The 14,921-nt window shown below is 46.6% G+C and carries 18 protein-coding genes; 16 read left to right on the plus strand and 2 right to left on the minus strand.

Annotated features, from left to right (window positions below; all coding sequences use genetic code 11):
- The first annotated feature begins 19 nt into the window (after nt 1-19).
- The 4 genes from NSQ37_RS12975 (at nt 20) to NSQ37_RS12990 (ending at nt 2,768) form a co-directional block, all read left to right on the plus strand.
- Nucleotides 20-475, plus strand: coding sequence for a flavodoxin (locus NSQ37_RS12975; RefSeq protein WP_007409622.1), 456 nt, complete (start codon nt 20-22; stop codon nt 473-475).
- A gap of 81 nt (nt 476-556) precedes the next feature.
- Nucleotides 557-1,267 (plus strand): 2,3,4,5-tetrahydropyridine-2,6-dicarboxylate N-acetyltransferase, encoded by a 711-nt coding sequence (dapD, locus tag NSQ37_RS12980; protein WP_012117443.1) that lies wholly within the window; start codon nt 557-559, stop codon nt 1,265-1,267.
- 70 nt (nt 1,268-1,337) lie between these two features.
- Nucleotides 1,338-2,462 carry an N-acetyldiaminopimelate deacetylase gene (locus NSQ37_RS12985; RefSeq protein ID WP_012117444.1) on the plus strand — a complete coding sequence of 375 codons (1,125 nt, stop codon included), beginning with the start codon at nt 1,338-1,340 and terminating at the stop codon, nt 2,460-2,462.
- 60 nt (nt 2,463-2,522) lie between these two features.
- Nucleotides 2,523-2,768: a YkuS family protein gene (locus NSQ37_RS12990; RefSeq protein ID WP_003154596.1), complete on the plus strand. Its 246-nt coding sequence runs from the start codon at nt 2,523-2,525 to the stop codon at nt 2,766-2,768.
- A 33-nt stretch (nt 2,769-2,801) separates the two neighbouring features.
- Here the strand turns inward: NSQ37_RS12990 and NSQ37_RS12995 are convergent, their stop codons facing one another.
- Nucleotides 2,802-3,608, minus strand: coding sequence for a mechanosensitive ion channel family protein (locus NSQ37_RS12995; RefSeq protein WP_160223022.1), 807 nt, complete (start codon nt 3,606-3,608; stop codon nt 2,802-2,804).
- 287 nt (nt 3,609-3,895) lie between these two features.
- Here NSQ37_RS12995 and NSQ37_RS13000 point away from each other — a divergent pair, with 287 nt between their 5' ends.
- Both NSQ37_RS13000 and rok read left to right on the plus strand, forming a co-directional pair.
- Nucleotides 3,896-4,354 carry a TlpA disulfide reductase family protein gene (locus NSQ37_RS13000; RefSeq protein ID WP_038463805.1) on the plus strand — a complete coding sequence of 153 codons (459 nt, stop codon included), beginning with the start codon at nt 3,896-3,898 and terminating at the stop codon, nt 4,352-4,354.
- 452 nt (nt 4,355-4,806) lie between these two features.
- Nucleotides 4,807-5,403 carry a transcriptional regulator Rok gene (rok, locus tag NSQ37_RS13005; RefSeq protein WP_012117447.1) on the plus strand — a complete coding sequence of 199 codons (597 nt, stop codon included), beginning with the start codon at nt 4,807-4,809 and terminating at the stop codon, nt 5,401-5,403.
- Between the two features lie 23 nt (nt 5,404-5,426).
- Here rok and NSQ37_RS13010 read toward each other — a convergent pair whose 3' ends face one another.
- Complete coding sequence (locus NSQ37_RS13010) at nt 5,427-6,419, minus strand: hypothetical protein (RefSeq protein WP_043021218.1); 993 nt, start codon at nt 6,417-6,419, stop codon at nt 5,427-5,429.
- A 145-nt stretch (nt 6,420-6,564) separates the two neighbouring features.
- Here NSQ37_RS13010 and NSQ37_RS13015 point away from each other — a divergent pair, with 145 nt between their 5' ends.
- The 10 genes from NSQ37_RS13015 to NSQ37_RS13060 all read left to right on the plus strand — a co-directional run bounded on the left by NSQ37_RS13015 (nt 6,565) and on the right by NSQ37_RS13060 (nt 14,774).
- Nucleotides 6,565-7,167: a molybdenum cofactor guanylyltransferase gene (locus NSQ37_RS13015; protein ID WP_130571042.1), complete on the plus strand. Its 603-nt coding sequence runs from the start codon at nt 6,565-6,567 to the stop codon at nt 7,165-7,167.
- Between the two features lie 51 nt (nt 7,168-7,218).
- The gene (locus NSQ37_RS13020) at nt 7,219-8,238 is read left to right on the plus strand and encodes a molybdopterin-synthase adenylyltransferase MoeB (RefSeq protein ID WP_007611113.1); all 1,020 of its coding nucleotides are present in this window, start codon (nt 7,219-7,221) and stop codon (nt 8,236-8,238) included.
- A 17-nt stretch (nt 8,239-8,255) separates the two neighbouring features.
- Entirely contained in the window at nt 8,256-9,548 is a 1,293-nt protein-coding gene (locus NSQ37_RS13025) for a molybdopterin molybdotransferase MoeA (protein WP_192452972.1), read from the plus strand.
- Entirely contained in the window at nt 9,509-10,030 is a 522-nt protein-coding gene (gene mobB / locus NSQ37_RS13030; RefSeq protein WP_337681102.1) for a molybdopterin-guanine dinucleotide biosynthesis protein B, read from the plus strand. Before NSQ37_RS13025 ends, mobB begins: the two co-directional genes overlap by 40 nt.
- Nucleotides 10,031-10,501 (plus strand): molybdenum cofactor biosynthesis protein MoaE, encoded by a 471-nt coding sequence (locus NSQ37_RS13035; RefSeq protein WP_003154579.1) that lies wholly within the window; start codon nt 10,031-10,033, stop codon nt 10,499-10,501.
- The gene (moaD, locus tag NSQ37_RS13040; protein WP_007409633.1) at nt 10,498-10,731 is read left to right on the plus strand and encodes a molybdopterin converting factor subunit 1; all 234 of its coding nucleotides are present in this window, start codon (nt 10,498-10,500) and stop codon (nt 10,729-10,731) included. The genes NSQ37_RS13035 and moaD overlap by 4 nt, the downstream gene beginning before the upstream one ends.
- Nucleotides 10,732-11,054: 323 nt before the next feature.
- Nucleotides 11,055-11,753, plus strand: a complete 699-nt coding sequence (locus NSQ37_RS13045; protein ID WP_043021215.1) for a Yip1 family protein — start codon at nt 11,055-11,057, stop codon at nt 11,751-11,753.
- Between the two features lies 1 nt (nt 11,754).
- Nucleotides 11,755-12,891: an efflux RND transporter periplasmic adaptor subunit gene (locus NSQ37_RS13050; protein ID WP_060561748.1), complete on the plus strand. Its 1,137-nt coding sequence runs from the start codon at nt 11,755-11,757 to the stop codon at nt 12,889-12,891.
- The gene (locus NSQ37_RS13055; RefSeq protein ID WP_007409637.1) at nt 12,892-13,584 is read left to right on the plus strand and encodes an ABC transporter ATP-binding protein; all 693 of its coding nucleotides are present in this window, start codon (nt 12,892-12,894) and stop codon (nt 13,582-13,584) included. It begins immediately after the preceding gene.
- Nucleotides 13,581-14,774, plus strand: a complete 1,194-nt coding sequence (locus NSQ37_RS13060; RefSeq protein ID WP_007409638.1) for an ABC transporter permease — start codon at nt 13,581-13,583, stop codon at nt 14,772-14,774. The genes NSQ37_RS13055 and NSQ37_RS13060 overlap by 4 nt, the downstream gene beginning before the upstream one ends.
- Nucleotides 14,775-14,921: the final 147 nt, after the last annotated feature.

Genomic DNA, 14,921 nt, shown 5'->3' on the forward strand with positions numbered 1-14,921 from the left:
GCATAAAGGAGAGACGAAGATGGGGAATGTATTGCTTGTTTACGCCACAATGTCAGGAAACACCGAGGCGATGGCGGATTTAATTGAAAAAGGGCTGATCGAAGCACAAGCATCCGTAGACAGATATGAAGCGATGGATATTCATGCCGAACTTTTTAATGATTACGAGTATATTTTATTAGGCACATATACGTGGGGAGACGGGGATCTTCCTGATGAAATGCTCGATATTGCTGAAGATATGGAAAACCTGGAGTTTACGGGAAAAACATTTGCTTTGTTCGGTTCCGGAGATACGTCCTATGAGTTTTTTTGCGGGGCGGTTGACGAATTGGAAAAAGTAATCACGGCCCGCGGCGGGCGGGTGGTGCTGCCGTCGGTCAAAATTGAAAACAACCCTGAGGGCAGTGAGGAAGAAGAGCTCCGGGAATTCGGAAGACAGTTTGCCGCGCTGTGCAGCCAGCCGGCAGAATAAAGGCTTGTTCCTTTTTTTCTTGTCTTTGTATCCTTCCTTTGTTACAGTAATGAGGTAGAAAATCAGAGGAGGACAATACATATGAAAATGATGGATGCAAATGAAATTATTTCATTTATTCAAAATAGTACAAAATCAACGCCTGTAAAAGTGTATGTAAAAGGCGATCTTGAAGGAATCAGCTTTGGCGATTCCGCTAAAACATTCCTGAACGGCCAATCCGGCGTCGTTTTTGGCGAGTGGGCTGAAATTAAAAGCGTAATCGAAGAAAACAAAGACAAAATTGAGGATTACGTCATTGAAAATGACCGCCGCAACTCTGCGATCCCGATGCTTGATTTAAAAGATGTTAAAGCGAGAATCGAGCCCGGCGCTATTATCCGCGACCAAGTTGAAATCGGCGACAATGCCGTTATCATGATGGGTGCATCTATTAATATCGGTTCAGTCATCGGCGAAGGTACGATGATTGATATGAACGTTGTTCTCGGCGGACGCGCGACTGTCGGCAAAAACTGCCACATCGGAGCGGGTTCTGTATTAGCGGGCGTTATTGAGCCGCCTAGCGCTAAGCCTGTTGTCGTGGAAGACGACGTTGTGATCGGCGCAAATGCGGTTGTGCTTGAAGGCGTAACAATTGGTAAAGGCGCGGTTGTAGCTGCCGGAGCCATCGTTGTAAATGACGTCGAGCCATATACCGTTGTAGCGGGAACACCTGCGAAAAAAATCAAAGATATCGATGAAAAAACAAAAGGCAAAACAGAAATCAAACAGGAATTACGCCAGCTGTAAGGAATGGTTTGATAGAATGGGCGTGGATGATAAAATCCACGCCTTATTCTTATCTCAAGGAGGAATACATATGGAAAAAGAGCGGCTCATTGCCATCCGAAGAGATCTGCACCGCATTCCGGAGATCGGGTTTCAGGAATATAAAACCCAACAGTACCTGCTGAATCTATTGAACCAATATCCGGAGGAAAGAATTGAAATTGAAACTTGGAGAACCGGCATCTTTGTCAAAGTCAACGGCACGGCTCCGGAAAAAATGCTCGCCTACAGAGCGGATATAGACGCTCTGTCGATTGAAGAGCAGACGGGGCTTCCGTTTGCATCTGAACACCCCGGTTTTATGCACGCATGCGGCCACGATATGCACATGACCATCGCGCTCGGCATTATTGATCATTTTGTCCATCATCCCGTCAAACATGATCTGCTCTTTTTATTCCAGCCGGCTGAAGAAGGACCGGGCGGAGCGGAACCGATGCTTGAAAGCGATGTGCTGAAAAAATGGACGCCGGATTTGATTACCGCTCTCCATATAGCACCTGAGCTTCCTGTAGGCACAATCTCCACCAAAAGCGGCTTGCTGTTTGCCAATACGAGCGAACTCGTCATCGATCTCGAGGGGAAAGGCGGGCATGCGGCATATCCGCATACAGCAGACGACATGGTCGTCGCCGCGAGCACGCTTGTCACGCAGCTGCAGACGGTCATATCCAGAAATACGGATCCGCTTGACAGCGCTGTGATCACTGTCGGAACGATTACCGGGGGCACGGCGCAAAATATCATCGCAGAGCATGCTCATCTGGAGGGAACCATCCGGACGCTTTCCGAGGAATCAATGCGTATGGTGAAAAAGCGGATTGAAGAGCTTGTCAAAGGAATTGAAATCGGCTTCCGATGCAAAGGAAAAGTCACGTATCCGTCCGTTTATCATCAAGTTTATAATACAAGCGGCCTGACCGAAGAATTTATGCAATTTGTCAGCGATCATCAGCTTGCTGACGTGAGAACGGCGAAAGAAGCGATGACCGGAGAAGATTTCGGATATATGCTGAAAAAATATCCCGGCTTTATGTTCTGGCTGGGGGCCGATTCATCCCACGGGCTTCATCACGCCAAGCTGAACCCGGATGAAGATGCGATGGAAACCGCGGTAAATGTCATGGTCGGATATTTTTCGAAGTATGCCAATTAAATCCGAAAAGAAGAATAATCTAACAAAAATTGAGCATTCTACATAACGGAGGTGTTCAATATGACGAAAAAAATTGGAATTGAACAATCTTTATCGGATGTAGAACAGGCGTTAAAACAAAAAGGATATGACGTAGTGATGATGAAGACTCCTGAGGATGCGAAGAATTGTGACTGCTGTGTTGTAACCGGACTTGACAGCAATGTCCAAGGAATTGCCGATACGTCAACTCAGGCTCCCGTCATTACGGCTTCCGGAATGACCGCCGACGAAATCTGCAGCGAAGTGGAAAAAAAATTTCATTAAAAAGAAAAAACCGAAGCTTACGCTTCGGTTTTTCTATTCGGCGGAAGCGGCGTTTTTAAAACGGTCGAGCGCGATTTTTATTTCTCTCCGCAGTACGCGTTCAACCCGCCATTGCTCCATATTTTCTGTTTTGGCAATGATTCTGATTACCATTTCTGACGTGCTTAAATCCTGAACCCCGATGACGTCCGGCCCTTCCTTAATCTGCGGGAACTCAGCGGCTGCTTTGTCACACGCGGTTTGCAGGATTTGAATGGTTTCATCAAGATTTTTTTCAAGCGGCACTTTAATATCGACAAGCGCCTGCATCGTTCCGCGGGAATGGTTGCTCACATTCGTAATGCCCCGGTTGGGAAGATAGTGAAGCGTGCCGTCAAAGCTCCGGATTTGTGTCGTACGGAGACCGACCTGCTCGACAATGCCGCTGTAGCCGGCAACCGTAATATAATCGCCGACGTCGATCTGTTTTTCCAAAAGGATAAAAAATCCGGTGACGATGTCACTGACAAGCCCCTGAGCCCCGAAGCCGACTGCGAGACCGACCACGCCGGCGCCGGCAATGAGAGCGCTCGGATTGTAGTGAAATAAATCCAAAATCATTACGATAAAAACGAAAATCAGGATGTATCCATATACATTAAGCGCGAGGCTTCGCAAAGTATAAGCGCGGCCTGTGGAGAGGTTGTTTTGTTGCTCGAATTTCTGAAACAGATGCTTGATCAGCTTTTTTCCTGCCGCCCGGAAAATAAAGTACGCTAAAATAATGAGAGCCAGCTTTATGATGAAAATCCCGGCAGATGTGAGAAGCCCGGCCCAGTCAAAGTGTTTTAAATCAATCATAGTGATGTCTTCCTTTCAAGTCTTTTGCGGAAAAAGCTAAAAGTGATATACCCGTTTTTAAAAAAAATAAACCTTTTAATAGAAACCAGTTATTTCATTTATGATTTGTTCATATTGCCCGGTTTCAATATCATCATTTTTGTGAAGATATGAACTAAGGAATCGCCACACTCATTTTAACATGGTGATTCAGCCAAATCATATCCTTTGGAGGGAAAACAGGAGAACGTTGCCCGGCGAAACTGAAAGCCCCGGCAAAAAACCTTTTTCATAAGGAGGGAAATAAGATGAAATTACGTCAGCAAATGCCTGAATTGACAGGCGCTAAAGCATGGATTAACAGAGAAGTCACGAAGGAACAGCTGGTCGGCGGAAAGCCGGCACTGATTCACTTCTGGTCCGCCAGCTGCCGCATGTGTAAAGAAGCGATGCCTGAGATGAACGAATTTCGTGATAAATATAAAGATCAGCTGAATGTGATGGCCGTTCACATGCCCCGTTCCGAAGACGATCTTGACCTTGAGAAAATCAAGGAAACAGCGGCTGAACACGATATCTCTCAGCCGATTTACGTCGACAGCGATCATACGCTGACTGAAGCATTTGAAAATGAATATGTGCCGGCTTATTACCTTTTCGATAAAACCGGACAGCTCCGCCATTTTCAAGCGGGAGGAAGCGGGATGAAAATGCTTGAAAAACGCGTCAGCCGAGTACTTTCAGAAACGGAGCGGGCTTCTGAGTAATCGGGACAATCTCCGTCGGACTATTGTCTCGGTTCTGCAAACCCTTTGCCGTTTAGGTAACAGGGTTTTTTTGTGCCTATTGGATAAAAAATTCCAATATGACATGAGCGGCTTTAAAAATAAGAGAAACAGCCGTAAACACGCTGTACCGCTTGTTTTATCGATATCATTATCTTTTACATATTATAGTCGAAAATTGTAGATATCACGCTAATTTTCATTAAACAAGTAATTTCAAGTTATATTTTGAAATGGTTGAATAAATTGGAACTTTGTCCAGAATCCCCTATATGACAAGGGATTTTTGTATATAAAGTACCATTTTCAGAAAATAAGCAATTTTTCATAGAGTAAATAAAATAGTAAAATGATAAAATAATAGTTGATAAAATTACTTTTGTAATCTAATATCTTAATAAAAGCGTTTAAATTTTTGACAGGGGGTTTTACACATGTTTAATGAAAGAGAAGCGCTACGCTTACGTTTAGAACAATTGAACGAAGCAGAGGTAAAAGTCATTCGTGAATATCAAATAGAACGTGATAAAATATATGCAAAACTGAGAGAATTAGACAATACAGGCAGCCTGTCCGATACAAAAAAAGAGTTTCGTCCGGAGAAAAAAAGTGACTCTCTCCCTGTGCTTGCAGAGCTTGCAGCACAGGAAATGAGAAGCTATCAAAAGCCGCAGGCACAGCCTCAATCCTCCCAGCCGCAGATGCAGTCTATTACGTCTCTTCCCGCCGGCATTCCAGACGGTTCTACAAGAAGAAGAAGAGGGACGGCGAGACCGGGATCAAAAGCGGCAAAACTGCGCGAAGCAGCGATTAAAACATTGAAACGCCACAATGCAGCGATCAAAAGTTCCGAACTGCAAAAGGAAATTGAAAAGGAAAGCGGCCTTGAAATTCCTAATATGACAACATTTATGCAAAGCTTAATTAAAATGTATCCGGAAGTGAAAAAACCATACCGCGGCCAATATATTCTTGAGGGAGAAATTTCTCAGGAAACAGCAGAAACGGCAAATGATACGGCTGCTGAATAATAAAACAGTAAAAACTGCTTGCGTTACTCAAGCAGTTTTTTTGCGTTTTCCCGCTTATTCTGCGGAAGTGACGCCTCTTTTCCAGGCTTTTTTTCAAGCTTGACGACATATTTTTGGAAAGGCTTTTCGCCGTCAGCACGTTCTTTCAACGCATCCAGTTTTTCATCAAACGACTGATCGCGTGACTCTGATTGTACAAATTGTTTTTGCAGGGAGATGACTTGTTCGGTAACGGCTTTAAGCAAGTCTTCTGCCTGAACAGTCTCTTTGGAAACAGAAGGGATTTCCAGAGCTTGTTCCGCCGGTTCCGCCGTGCGGCTGTCAATATCAGCAAAATGGCCGGCAATCCAAGCATCACTTTCGTCCAGCTGCCGTTTATACGAAAGAATGGTTTCTTGAAATAACTTTTCTTTCGTTTTTTCTATTTCTACAAGCCGTTCTTTTGTTTCTAGTATTCGATCTCTCATATGATTAATTTCTATTTTAATATGTTTGAGCTGGTATTCTTTTTCTATCATTTGTGTTTGAAGCCGGGTATTTTCGTCTGCAGCGGCATGATAACGCTGTTTCATATCTTCGTGAGAAGTCCGTTCAGTTTGAATGGCGGTCTCAAGTGAGCGGATGCGGGTATGTAAGTTTTTATTTTCTTCTTCAAATTTTACATTTGTAAGATGCAGACGGTGCTTTTCTTCCATCTCATTTTTCCGCCGAAACGTTTCCTGCTGAAGTAGTTCTTGCAAAATGACGATTTTATCGAGCAGCCCGGCTCTGATTTCATGCAAAGAACGTTCCGTGTCACTTGTCTGTTTGTGTTTTTGAGCCATGGCTTCCAATTCGTCAGAAAGCTTGTGAAGCCGCTCTTTAATATTGGCGTTTTCCTCCTGAAGCTTATTATTTTTCTGATGGAAGTAGCTTGCTTCAAATTCTGAAATTAATTTTCTGCATCTGGAAAGTTCGGATTTCAAGTAAAGGTTCTCTTGAGAAGTGTCGTGGAAAAACGGACCGGATATTTTCATAAGAACCATCTCCCTCATGATGTTAACACTACAATATGGGAAAGGATCAACGGCTATTCCTCTTAATTAAACAGACAAGCACCGTAATATTGTATTTCGGCTGAGGCGTTTGCTATGCTTTTATATAGAATGGGAGAGAGATGACATGAAACGGGTGAATGTAATATTAGCAGGGGGAGCTTCCCGAAGATTCGGAGAACCGAAAGCTTTTGCAAAGTGGAAGGGCGGCATGTTTTATGAACAGGCGAAAAAAGCCTTCGGCGGCGGAGAAACGGTAATTATCAGCCGCCCTGAGCATATAAAAAAGTTCTTATCAAACAGGGAGCGGCATGTTTTGGCCGATGAGCCGCGGTTTCGGGGAATGGGCCCGCTTGCCGGCATCTATACGGCAATGAAACAAACGGAAGGCGAAATATATACGGTCATATCCTGTGACACGCCGCTCGTGACAAGAAAAACGATGGCTGCGCTTGAAATGAAGCTGACCGGAAACCTGGACGCTGTCATACCGGTTTGTGAAAACAGAGAGCAGCCCCTCTTGGCGGTTTACCATAAACGGGTGCAGGATGTGCTTTTTGATCAGCTGACACAAAACAAACTGAAAATGACAGACACGCTGAAACGGCTGTCTGTCTGTTATGTGCAGGCTGAAGACATCGGCGCCGGGCCGGAGGAGTTCGCTAATATCAACACACAGGACGATTACACCAGACTTTTGGCGCATGTCGAGTCTTCAAATCAAGACTGATCGGGAAGAAACATGGTATGATGGAAATAAAAATGCAAGGGGACAACACAGATGGAAGAGCGCTATTCGCGGCAGACAAGATTTAAGCCGATAGGGGAAAAAGGGCAGCAGGCGCTGGCTGACAGCAGTGTCCTGATTGTCGGAGCCGGAGCCCTCGGAACAGCCGCGGCAGAGGGCCTGGCAAGAGCCGGAGCGGGCCGTATGGCGATTATTGACCGGGATTATGTGGAATGGAGCAATTTACAAAGACAGCAGCTGTATACAGAAGAAGACGCGAGACAGCGCCTGCCGAAAGCAATGGCGGCTAAGGCGCGTCTTTTGGCGGTAAACAGTGATATACATATCGATGCTTACGCGGCGGAAGGTACGGCGGAAACGCTCGAACCGCTGATCGAACAAGCGGATTGCATCGTGGATGCGACAGATAATTTTGAAACGAGAATGGTCATCAATGATCTGGCGCTGAAAACGAAAACACCTTGGATTTACGGTGCCTGTGTCAGCAGTCAGGGAATGTGCATGACGATTATTCCGGGGGTTACGCCGTGTTTATCCTGCCTGTTTGAGCAAATGCCCGTGGGCGGAGCGACATGTGATACAGCAGGTATCATACCTCCGGCGGTTCATATCGTCTCCGCTTATCAGCAGGCTGAGGCGCTGAAATTGCTGACAGGAAATCATGCGGCGGTAAATCGGCGCTTTTTCACGTTTGACGTGTGGAATAACACCAATATGAGCATAAATGTGGATCAGATCAAACGGGATCATTGCCCTTCCTGCGGCGCGGAGCCCGTATATCCGTATCTGCAGCCTGAAAACAGGCCGAAAGCAAGCGTGCTGTGCGGAAGAGACACCGTTCAAATCAGATCGGAAGCCTTAAAGAGGCTGGATAAAGAAGAACTTGTCAAACGTCTGAAGCAGATCGGTAAAGTGGAAGCAAATGAATTTCTGCTGCACATGGCGTATGAGCGCTTCAGAATCGTTATTTTTCAGGACGGACGGGCTTTGATTCACGGTACAAACGATATAAAAGAAGCAAATTCAGTTCTGGCCAGGGTGATCGGCCTGTAGGAAGGGGAGATATTGCTATGCTTGAAAAAAGAACGCCGATTCAGGTGGACGAAGCAGTCCGCCGGGTGAGCCGGTATAAAAAACAGGGGGATACCGAATGGGTGGCGCTTGAGGACAGTCTCCACCGCTATTTGGCGGAGGATGTTAAGGCGGATCATGATGTGCCGGCCTTTAACCGTTCCCCGTATGACGGGTTTGCCATCAGGGCGAGCGATTCAAAAACGGCTTCCCGTGACAATGCCGTCACCTTTGAAGTCATTGACCATATCGGGGCCGGCGCCGTGTCAGAAAAAGAACTCGGGCCTTATGAAGCGGTCCGCATTATGACGGGGGCGCAGATTCCAAAAGGCGCGGATGCCGTAGTGATGCTTGAGCTGACAAGAACGTTTTCTGAAAACGGGACGAATTACATGTCAGTGAAACGCCCTTTCCATGCGGGCGATAATATTTCATATCAAGGAGAAGATGCGAAAAAGGGCAGCCCGCTATTAAAAAAAGGGACGAAAATCACGCCGGGCGTAACCGCTCTTTTAGCAACCTTCGGCTATGCTTCCGTTCCCGTGGTCAGAAAGCCGGTTGTCGGCATTATCGCAACGGGGACCGAGCTTCTTCATGTCAGCGATCCGCTTGAGCCGGGGAAAATCCGCAACAGCAACGCTGCGATGGTGTATGCCCAGGTCATTGAAGCGGGCGCGGTGCCGCTGAACTTAGGGAAAATTTCCGATGATTTTGATGACAGCTATGATGCGGTGAAGGAAGCTATGAAAAAAGCTGATTTTCTGATCACGACCGGCGGCGTGTCAGTCGGCGATTTTGATTTTCTTCCAGACATTTATAATAAGCTCGGAGCGGAAGTTCTTTTTAACAAAGTGGCAATGCGCCCGGGGAGCGTGACAACTGTCGCCCGGGCCGATGACATGCTGCTGTTCGGCCTTTCAGGCAATCCGTCCGCATGTTATGTCGGATTCACCCTGTTTGTCAAACCGATGATTCAGACGTGGCTTCTGAATGAAAAACCTCATTCCGGATGGGCGGAAGCCGTGTTAATAAACGACTTTCCGAAGCCGAATCCGTTTACGAGATTTGTGAGGGCGTTTGTTTATCATAAGGACGGAAAGATGATGGCGTCACCGGTCGGCCTCGACAAATCAAGCTCAGTCACATCTCTAGCCGAAGCAAACGCGTTTATCCTTCTGCCGGGAGGAACGAGGGGATATGAAGCGGGCCGGACGGTTCACGCGCTCCTCATCCGTGATGAGAATGGAAGTGAATGGCCGTGGTCAATTCTTTCCCGATCGTCCAGATCGTAGGTTTTCAAAACAGCGGTAAAACAACGTTTATTGAACGTGTGCTGAAAGCGGCGCCGAAAGAGTGCGATATTGGATGTTTAAAACATCACGGACATGGCGGAGAGCCGGAACCTTTTTCTGACGGAAAAGACTCGGAGCGTTTTTCAAAAGCCGGGGCCGCGGTTACGGCAGTAGAAGGGGACGGCGTCCTGCAGCTTACGGCGCGAAAAAAATGGGATCTGGCGGGTTTAATCAGTCTGTATGAACGTCTGGGAATTGACGGTCTTCTCATAGAGGGATTTAAACATGCGCCGCATCCGAAAATCATTATGATCAAAGACAGCGAAGATTGGCAAAAGCTGAAGCATTTGGAGCGCGTGATCGCGGTTGTCAGCAGAAATACGGAGCATATGCCGGCAGATGCAGGCATGCCCGTATTCCATGCGGACGATCCGGCTGCCATGATGTTTGTGCTTTCGCAGCTGAAAGGGGAATCTGCATAAATGGAACGTTTTCAAATTACAAGGGAACCTATCATTGCGGAAAATATCGTAAAAAAAGTTGAAAAGCGTGAAGCCGGCGCCATCACAACGTTTATCGGCACGGTCAGAGAGTGGACTGCAGGACGGCGGACGGTGCGTCTCGAATATGAAGCGTATGAACCGATGGCTGTTCAAATGCTTTCTCAAATCGGCAGTGAAATCAGCGCGAAATGGGAAGGAGCCGAAGCTGCAATCACTCACCGTGTCGGCGTCCTTGATATCGGAGAAGCCGCGGTCGTAATCGCCGTGTCTTCTCCGCACAGAAAGGCGGCATATGAGGCGAATGAATATGCAATTGAACGGATAAAACAGATTGTGCCGATATGGAAAAAAGAAATCTGGGAAGACGGAGAAGAATGGATAGGCGATCAGCTGGAAACAACGCCCTATCCGAACGGAAAACCGGATTTGGATAAAGGGGAATCGCGATGATTAAAGTATTATTGTTTGCCGGGCTTGCGGAGCAGGCGGGAACACCGGTCATTGAACTTGACGAAAAAGAGACGGCGGCGTCTGCTGTAAAAACGCTGCTAAAGGAACGGTACGGCCTTCAGACGATTGACAATGCCATGATCGCAATCAATGAAACATATGTAAAAGACAACAGCATCGTAACAGAAGGTGATACCATTGCCTTTATCCCTCCTGTAAGCGGAGGGTGAAAAAAGAGCCGGATGTGCATCATTGCCATCCGGCTTTTTTGTATATAGGCGCTGAATTCCAGAGAATATCTAAATGGGATTTAAAGGGATTTGCGATTGAGCTGGTTTTGACTGCATGAATAGGCTGAAGACAGTGCCTTCACAAGGCTTTGAGCCTCCCGTCATACCGGTCTGACAATGCTTTTTTTTACATAATTATGGAACGTAAAGCTGAGAATTTGTGTTACAATTTAGCATAAATACGCAAACGGCAAAAAAATTGAAACTTCTCTCAGCCTAAAGCGTACGTATAAACAGAATAATACATAGGAGGCATCAGCAATATGGAACCAAACCTGGAAAAAGGCAATACGGCAGTAACGGAAAAGCCGTCAATTTTCGGCGTCATTACAAGTCCTGTTGTGCAGTTTAAAAGATTAAAAGAAAAGCCGGTCATCGGCATTCCTCTCCTGATTGTCATCATTCTCATCGCGGCCGGCAGTATTTTGCGCGGACTGGGGATGAATTATGAAGAAGTGCTGAACAGCCCATCTCTTGACGGTTTGACGGATGATCAGATTGAAATGACCAAAACCTTCGCTAAATTCGGCACGATGTTCGGAGGAATCTTCGGGGGCATTATCGCTCTGTTTATCGTTCCGCTCATTTACTGGCTGTGCGTCAAAATTTCAGGCGGCGTGACAACTTACAAAAAAATGCTCTCACTCAGCCTGTTTACGGCATTTATTACCAATATCGGCTTAGTTATTAACGGTCTTGTTACTTATTTTACCGGTGCGGGCTCATTGTATGCCGTAACATCTTTGGCGAGTGTCATACCGGCCGGAGACGGCGTCGCGGTCTTTTTAAGCGCGTTCGACATTTTCAGCATCTGGAGCTATATTCTGCTCGCTTTGGGACTTCGCTATACAGGCGGCATTTCGAAAAAAGCGGCCTGGACTTCCGCGATTGTCCTGTTTGTTATTATGCTTTTAGTTTCAGCAGTCGGAGGACTGTTAAGTTCAGTGACAGCAGGTGTATAACATGAAAAAAATTTGGATCGGAATCGGCATCGCCGTAATTGTTGCAGTATTCATCGGTATCAATATTTATAAGTCTGCCGCTCCCGCGGGCGGCAGCGCCGGGAAAAAAATCGAAACCGGAACCATTGAAAATAGAGAAATCTCCTCTACGGTTATGGTTCCGGGAACACTTAAATTCTCTAAAGAACAGTATGTTTTTTATGAAGCGGATAAAGGAACTCTTGATAAAGTGAAAGTAAAAGAAGGCGACAAAGTAAAAAAAGGATCGTCGTTAGTCACGTATACAAATGAGCAGCTCAATCTTGATAAAGAACAAAACGAGTTGACAGAACAATCAAAACGGATGCAAATCGAACAAGTTGAAGAAAAACTCAGAGCATTAAACAGCAAGGAACAAGATCTGGCAAAACAAGTGGGAGAAGCGGAAGCCAAAAAACAAATTGAATCCGAACGGACTGATCTGCAGCTTCAGCAAAAAACGGCGGAAATCGAATTAAAGCAATCTGATTTGCAAAAGCAGTCTCTTGAAAATCAGGTGGCGAATCTCAATGTTAAGAGTGAGATGGACGGGACGGTAATCTCGGTAAATCAAGAAGCGGCTTCTAAAAAATCGGATATTCAAGAACCGGTTATACATATAGGAGACCCGGAACACCTGATCGTTGCCGGCAATTTGTCCGAATACGACACGCTGAAAGTGAAAAAGGGACAAAGCGTTACGATTACCTCAGACGCCATCCCCGGTAAAACGTGGAAAGGGAGAGTGGCGGCTGTCGGCCTCGTTCCTGATCAAAAGTCAAGCGCTGCTTCGGGGGAAAGCACGGAACAGGCTGTGCAGTATCCGTTTCAGGTTAAGCTGATCGGAAACCTTCCGGAGGGCAAGCCGGGGTTTAAATTAATTATGAACATTGAAACCGACAAACGGAAAGCCGATACGCTGCCGTCCTCCGCGGTCAAAAAAGACGGAGATGAGCACTGGGTCTTTACGGTAAAAGACGGGAAGGCCAAACGCGTGAAAGTTAAAGTCGGCGATACCGCAAATCAGCTTACGGAGATAAAAGAGGGGCTTTCAAAGGATGATAAAGTCATTCTGAATCCGGCTGACGGTTTGACTGACGGAACGGATGTGAAAGCATAGATGATTCAGCTTTCAAAGGTGAAAAAAAGCTATCAGATCGGCAAGGAGACGTTTGATGTTCTCCGTTCAATCGACTTGACGATTGAAGAAGGAGAATATGTGTCAATTATGGGACCGTCGGGATCGGGAAAATCTACGATCATGAATATCATCGGCTGTCTGGACAGACCGACGTCCGGCAGTTACAGGCTTGCGGGCGAAGATGTTTCTTCATGCACCGAAAAAGAGCTTGCGGCGGTCCGGAACAAATCAATCGGATTTGTCTTTCAGCAATTTCAGCTGCTGCCGCGATTGAATGCAAGAAAAAATGTCGAACTCCCCATGATCTACGCCGGTATCGGCAAAAAAGAGCGTGAGGAACGGGCTGAGCATGCGCTGGAAAAAGTCGGTTTGGCGGATCGGATGCGTCACATGCCGAATGAGCTGTCCGGCGGCCAGAAGCAGCGTGTCGCGATTGCAAGAGCCATTGTGAACGAACCGAAGCTCATTTTAGCTGATGAACCGACCGGCGCGCTGGATACGAAAACAAGCATTTCCATTATGGAGCAGTTCACAGAGCTTAATGCAGAGGGCGTGACCGTGGTGCTTGTGACTCATGAGCCTGAAGTGGCGGACTGTACAAACAGAGTGATTTTCGTCCGTGACGGCATGATCGTTTCCCGCGATGCTGAGCAGAGGAGAGTGGGGGAATGAGCCTGTCAGAAAATCTCCGGATGGCCCTCAGTTCCGTAAGAGCTCACAAGCTGAGATCGATTCTGACAATGCTCGGAATCATTATCGGCGTCGGTTCAGTAATCGTTGTTGTGGCTGTCGGCCAGGGCGGAGAGCAAATGCTGAAGCAATCCATCAGCGGGCCGGGCAATACGATTGAATTGTTTTACATGCCCAGTGATGAAGAATTAACAGCCAATCCGAACGCCTTACAGGAAGCGAGTTTTACAGAAGAAGATATTAATGGATTAAAAGGAGTGGACGGCGTAAAGCAGGTTGTCGCTTCCGCGGTAAAATCCATGACGGCCCGTTACCATGAAGAAGACACGGATATTACGCTGAACGGCATTAACAGCGGCTACATGGACGTAAAAAAGCTGGACGTTCAAGATGGACGGACATTTACGGACAATGATTTTCTTTCCGGGAAAAGAGCAGGAATCATCTCGAAAAAAATGGCTGAAAAGCTGTTCGGGAAAACGTCTCCGCTCGGAAAAATCGTCTGGGCCGGCGGACAGCCCGTAGAAGTAATCGGCGTACTGAAAGAAGAGAGCGGCTTTTTATCGTTAGGACTCAGTGAAATGTATGTGCCGTTCAACATGCTGAAAACGTCTTTCGGTACTAACGACTACAGCAACGTTTCCGTTCAGACGGAGTCCGCTGATCAAATCAAATCAACAGGAAAAGAAGCGGCCCGTCTCTTAAATGACAATCACGGTACAAAAGAGGCCTATCAAGTCATGAATATGGAAGAAATCGCGGCGGGCATCGGTCAGGTCACGACCGTCATGACGACGATCATCGGTTCGATCGCCGGTATTTCTCTCGTTGTCGGCGGGATCGGGGTCATGAATATTATGCTCGTATCAGTGACGGAACGGACAAGAGAAATCGGCATCCGCAAATCGCTCGGTGCCACGAGAGGACAGATTCTGACACAATTCTTAATTGAATCTGTTGTGCTTACATTAATCGGCGGCTTAATCGGAATCTGTCTCGGCTACGGGGGAGCATCACTCGTTTCCCTTATCGCAGGCTGGCCGTCGCTCGTTTCCTGGCAGGTGGTTTGTATCGGTGTGCTGTTCAGTATGCTGATCGGTGTCATTTTCGGCATGCTGCCCGCCAACAAAGCATCTCGCTTAGATCCGATTGAAGCGTTACGGTATGAATAACCCGTACCCCATGCAGTCTGCATGGGGTTTTTTGTGTTTTAATGATTGAATGAATATAATAGACTTTTTTCATTTATGATAAAAAGAAAATGTCATACAATTGTCCCCCTTTTTGTCGAATTTACAGTTTACAAACCCTATGTACAT

Source organism: Bacillus sp. FSL P4-0334 (assembly GCF_038004825.1).
Lineage (GTDB): Bacteria > Bacillota > Bacilli > Bacillales > Bacillaceae > Bacillus > Bacillus velezensis.

What these genes read in the sequence shown, in the direction of transcription:
- NSQ37_RS12975 (WP_007409622.1), top strand. Translation starts at nt 20, where the DNA reads ATGGGGAATGTATTGCTTGTTTACGCCACAATGTCAGGAAACACCGAG.
- dapD (WP_012117443.1), top strand. Translation starts at nt 557, where the DNA reads ATGAAAATGATGGATGCAAATGAAATTATTTCATTTATTCAAAATAGT.
- NSQ37_RS12985 (WP_012117444.1), top strand. Translation starts at nt 1,338, where the DNA reads ATGGAAAAAGAGCGGCTCATTGCCATCCGAAGAGATCTGCACCGCATT.
- NSQ37_RS12990 (WP_003154596.1), top strand. Translation starts at nt 2,523, where the DNA reads ATGACGAAAAAAATTGGAATTGAACAATCTTTATCGGATGTAGAACAG.
- NSQ37_RS12995 (WP_160223022.1), bottom strand. Translation starts at nt 3,608, where the DNA reads ATGATTGATTTAAAACACTTTGACTGGGCCGGGCTTCTCACATCTGCC.
- NSQ37_RS13000 (WP_038463805.1), top strand. Translation starts at nt 3,896, where the DNA reads ATGAAATTACGTCAGCAAATGCCTGAATTGACAGGCGCTAAAGCATGG.
- rok (WP_012117447.1), top strand. Translation starts at nt 4,807, where the DNA reads ATGTTTAATGAAAGAGAAGCGCTACGCTTACGTTTAGAACAATTGAAC.
- NSQ37_RS13010 (WP_043021218.1), bottom strand. Translation starts at nt 6,419, where the DNA reads ATGAAAATATCCGGTCCGTTTTTCCACGACACTTCTCAAGAGAACCTT.
- NSQ37_RS13015 (WP_130571042.1), top strand. Translation starts at nt 6,565, where the DNA reads ATGAAACGGGTGAATGTAATATTAGCAGGGGGAGCTTCCCGAAGATTC.
- NSQ37_RS13020 (WP_007611113.1), top strand. Translation starts at nt 7,219, where the DNA reads ATGGAAGAGCGCTATTCGCGGCAGACAAGATTTAAGCCGATAGGGGAA.
- NSQ37_RS13025 (WP_192452972.1), top strand. Translation starts at nt 8,256, where the DNA reads ATGCTTGAAAAAAGAACGCCGATTCAGGTGGACGAAGCAGTCCGCCGG.
- mobB (WP_337681102.1), top strand. Translation starts at nt 9,509, where the DNA reads ATGGCCGTGGTCAATTCTTTCCCGATCGTCCAGATCGTAGGTTTTCAA.
- NSQ37_RS13035 (WP_003154579.1), top strand. Translation starts at nt 10,031, where the DNA reads ATGGAACGTTTTCAAATTACAAGGGAACCTATCATTGCGGAAAATATC.
- moaD (WP_007409633.1), top strand. Translation starts at nt 10,498, where the DNA reads ATGATTAAAGTATTATTGTTTGCCGGGCTTGCGGAGCAGGCGGGAACA.
- NSQ37_RS13045 (WP_043021215.1), top strand. Translation starts at nt 11,055, where the DNA reads ATGGAACCAAACCTGGAAAAAGGCAATACGGCAGTAACGGAAAAGCCG.
- NSQ37_RS13050 (WP_060561748.1), top strand. Translation starts at nt 11,755, where the DNA reads ATGAAAAAAATTTGGATCGGAATCGGCATCGCCGTAATTGTTGCAGTA.
- NSQ37_RS13055 (WP_007409637.1), top strand. Translation starts at nt 12,892, where the DNA reads ATGATTCAGCTTTCAAAGGTGAAAAAAAGCTATCAGATCGGCAAGGAG.
- NSQ37_RS13060 (WP_007409638.1), top strand. Translation starts at nt 13,581, where the DNA reads ATGAGCCTGTCAGAAAATCTCCGGATGGCCCTCAGTTCCGTAAGAGCT.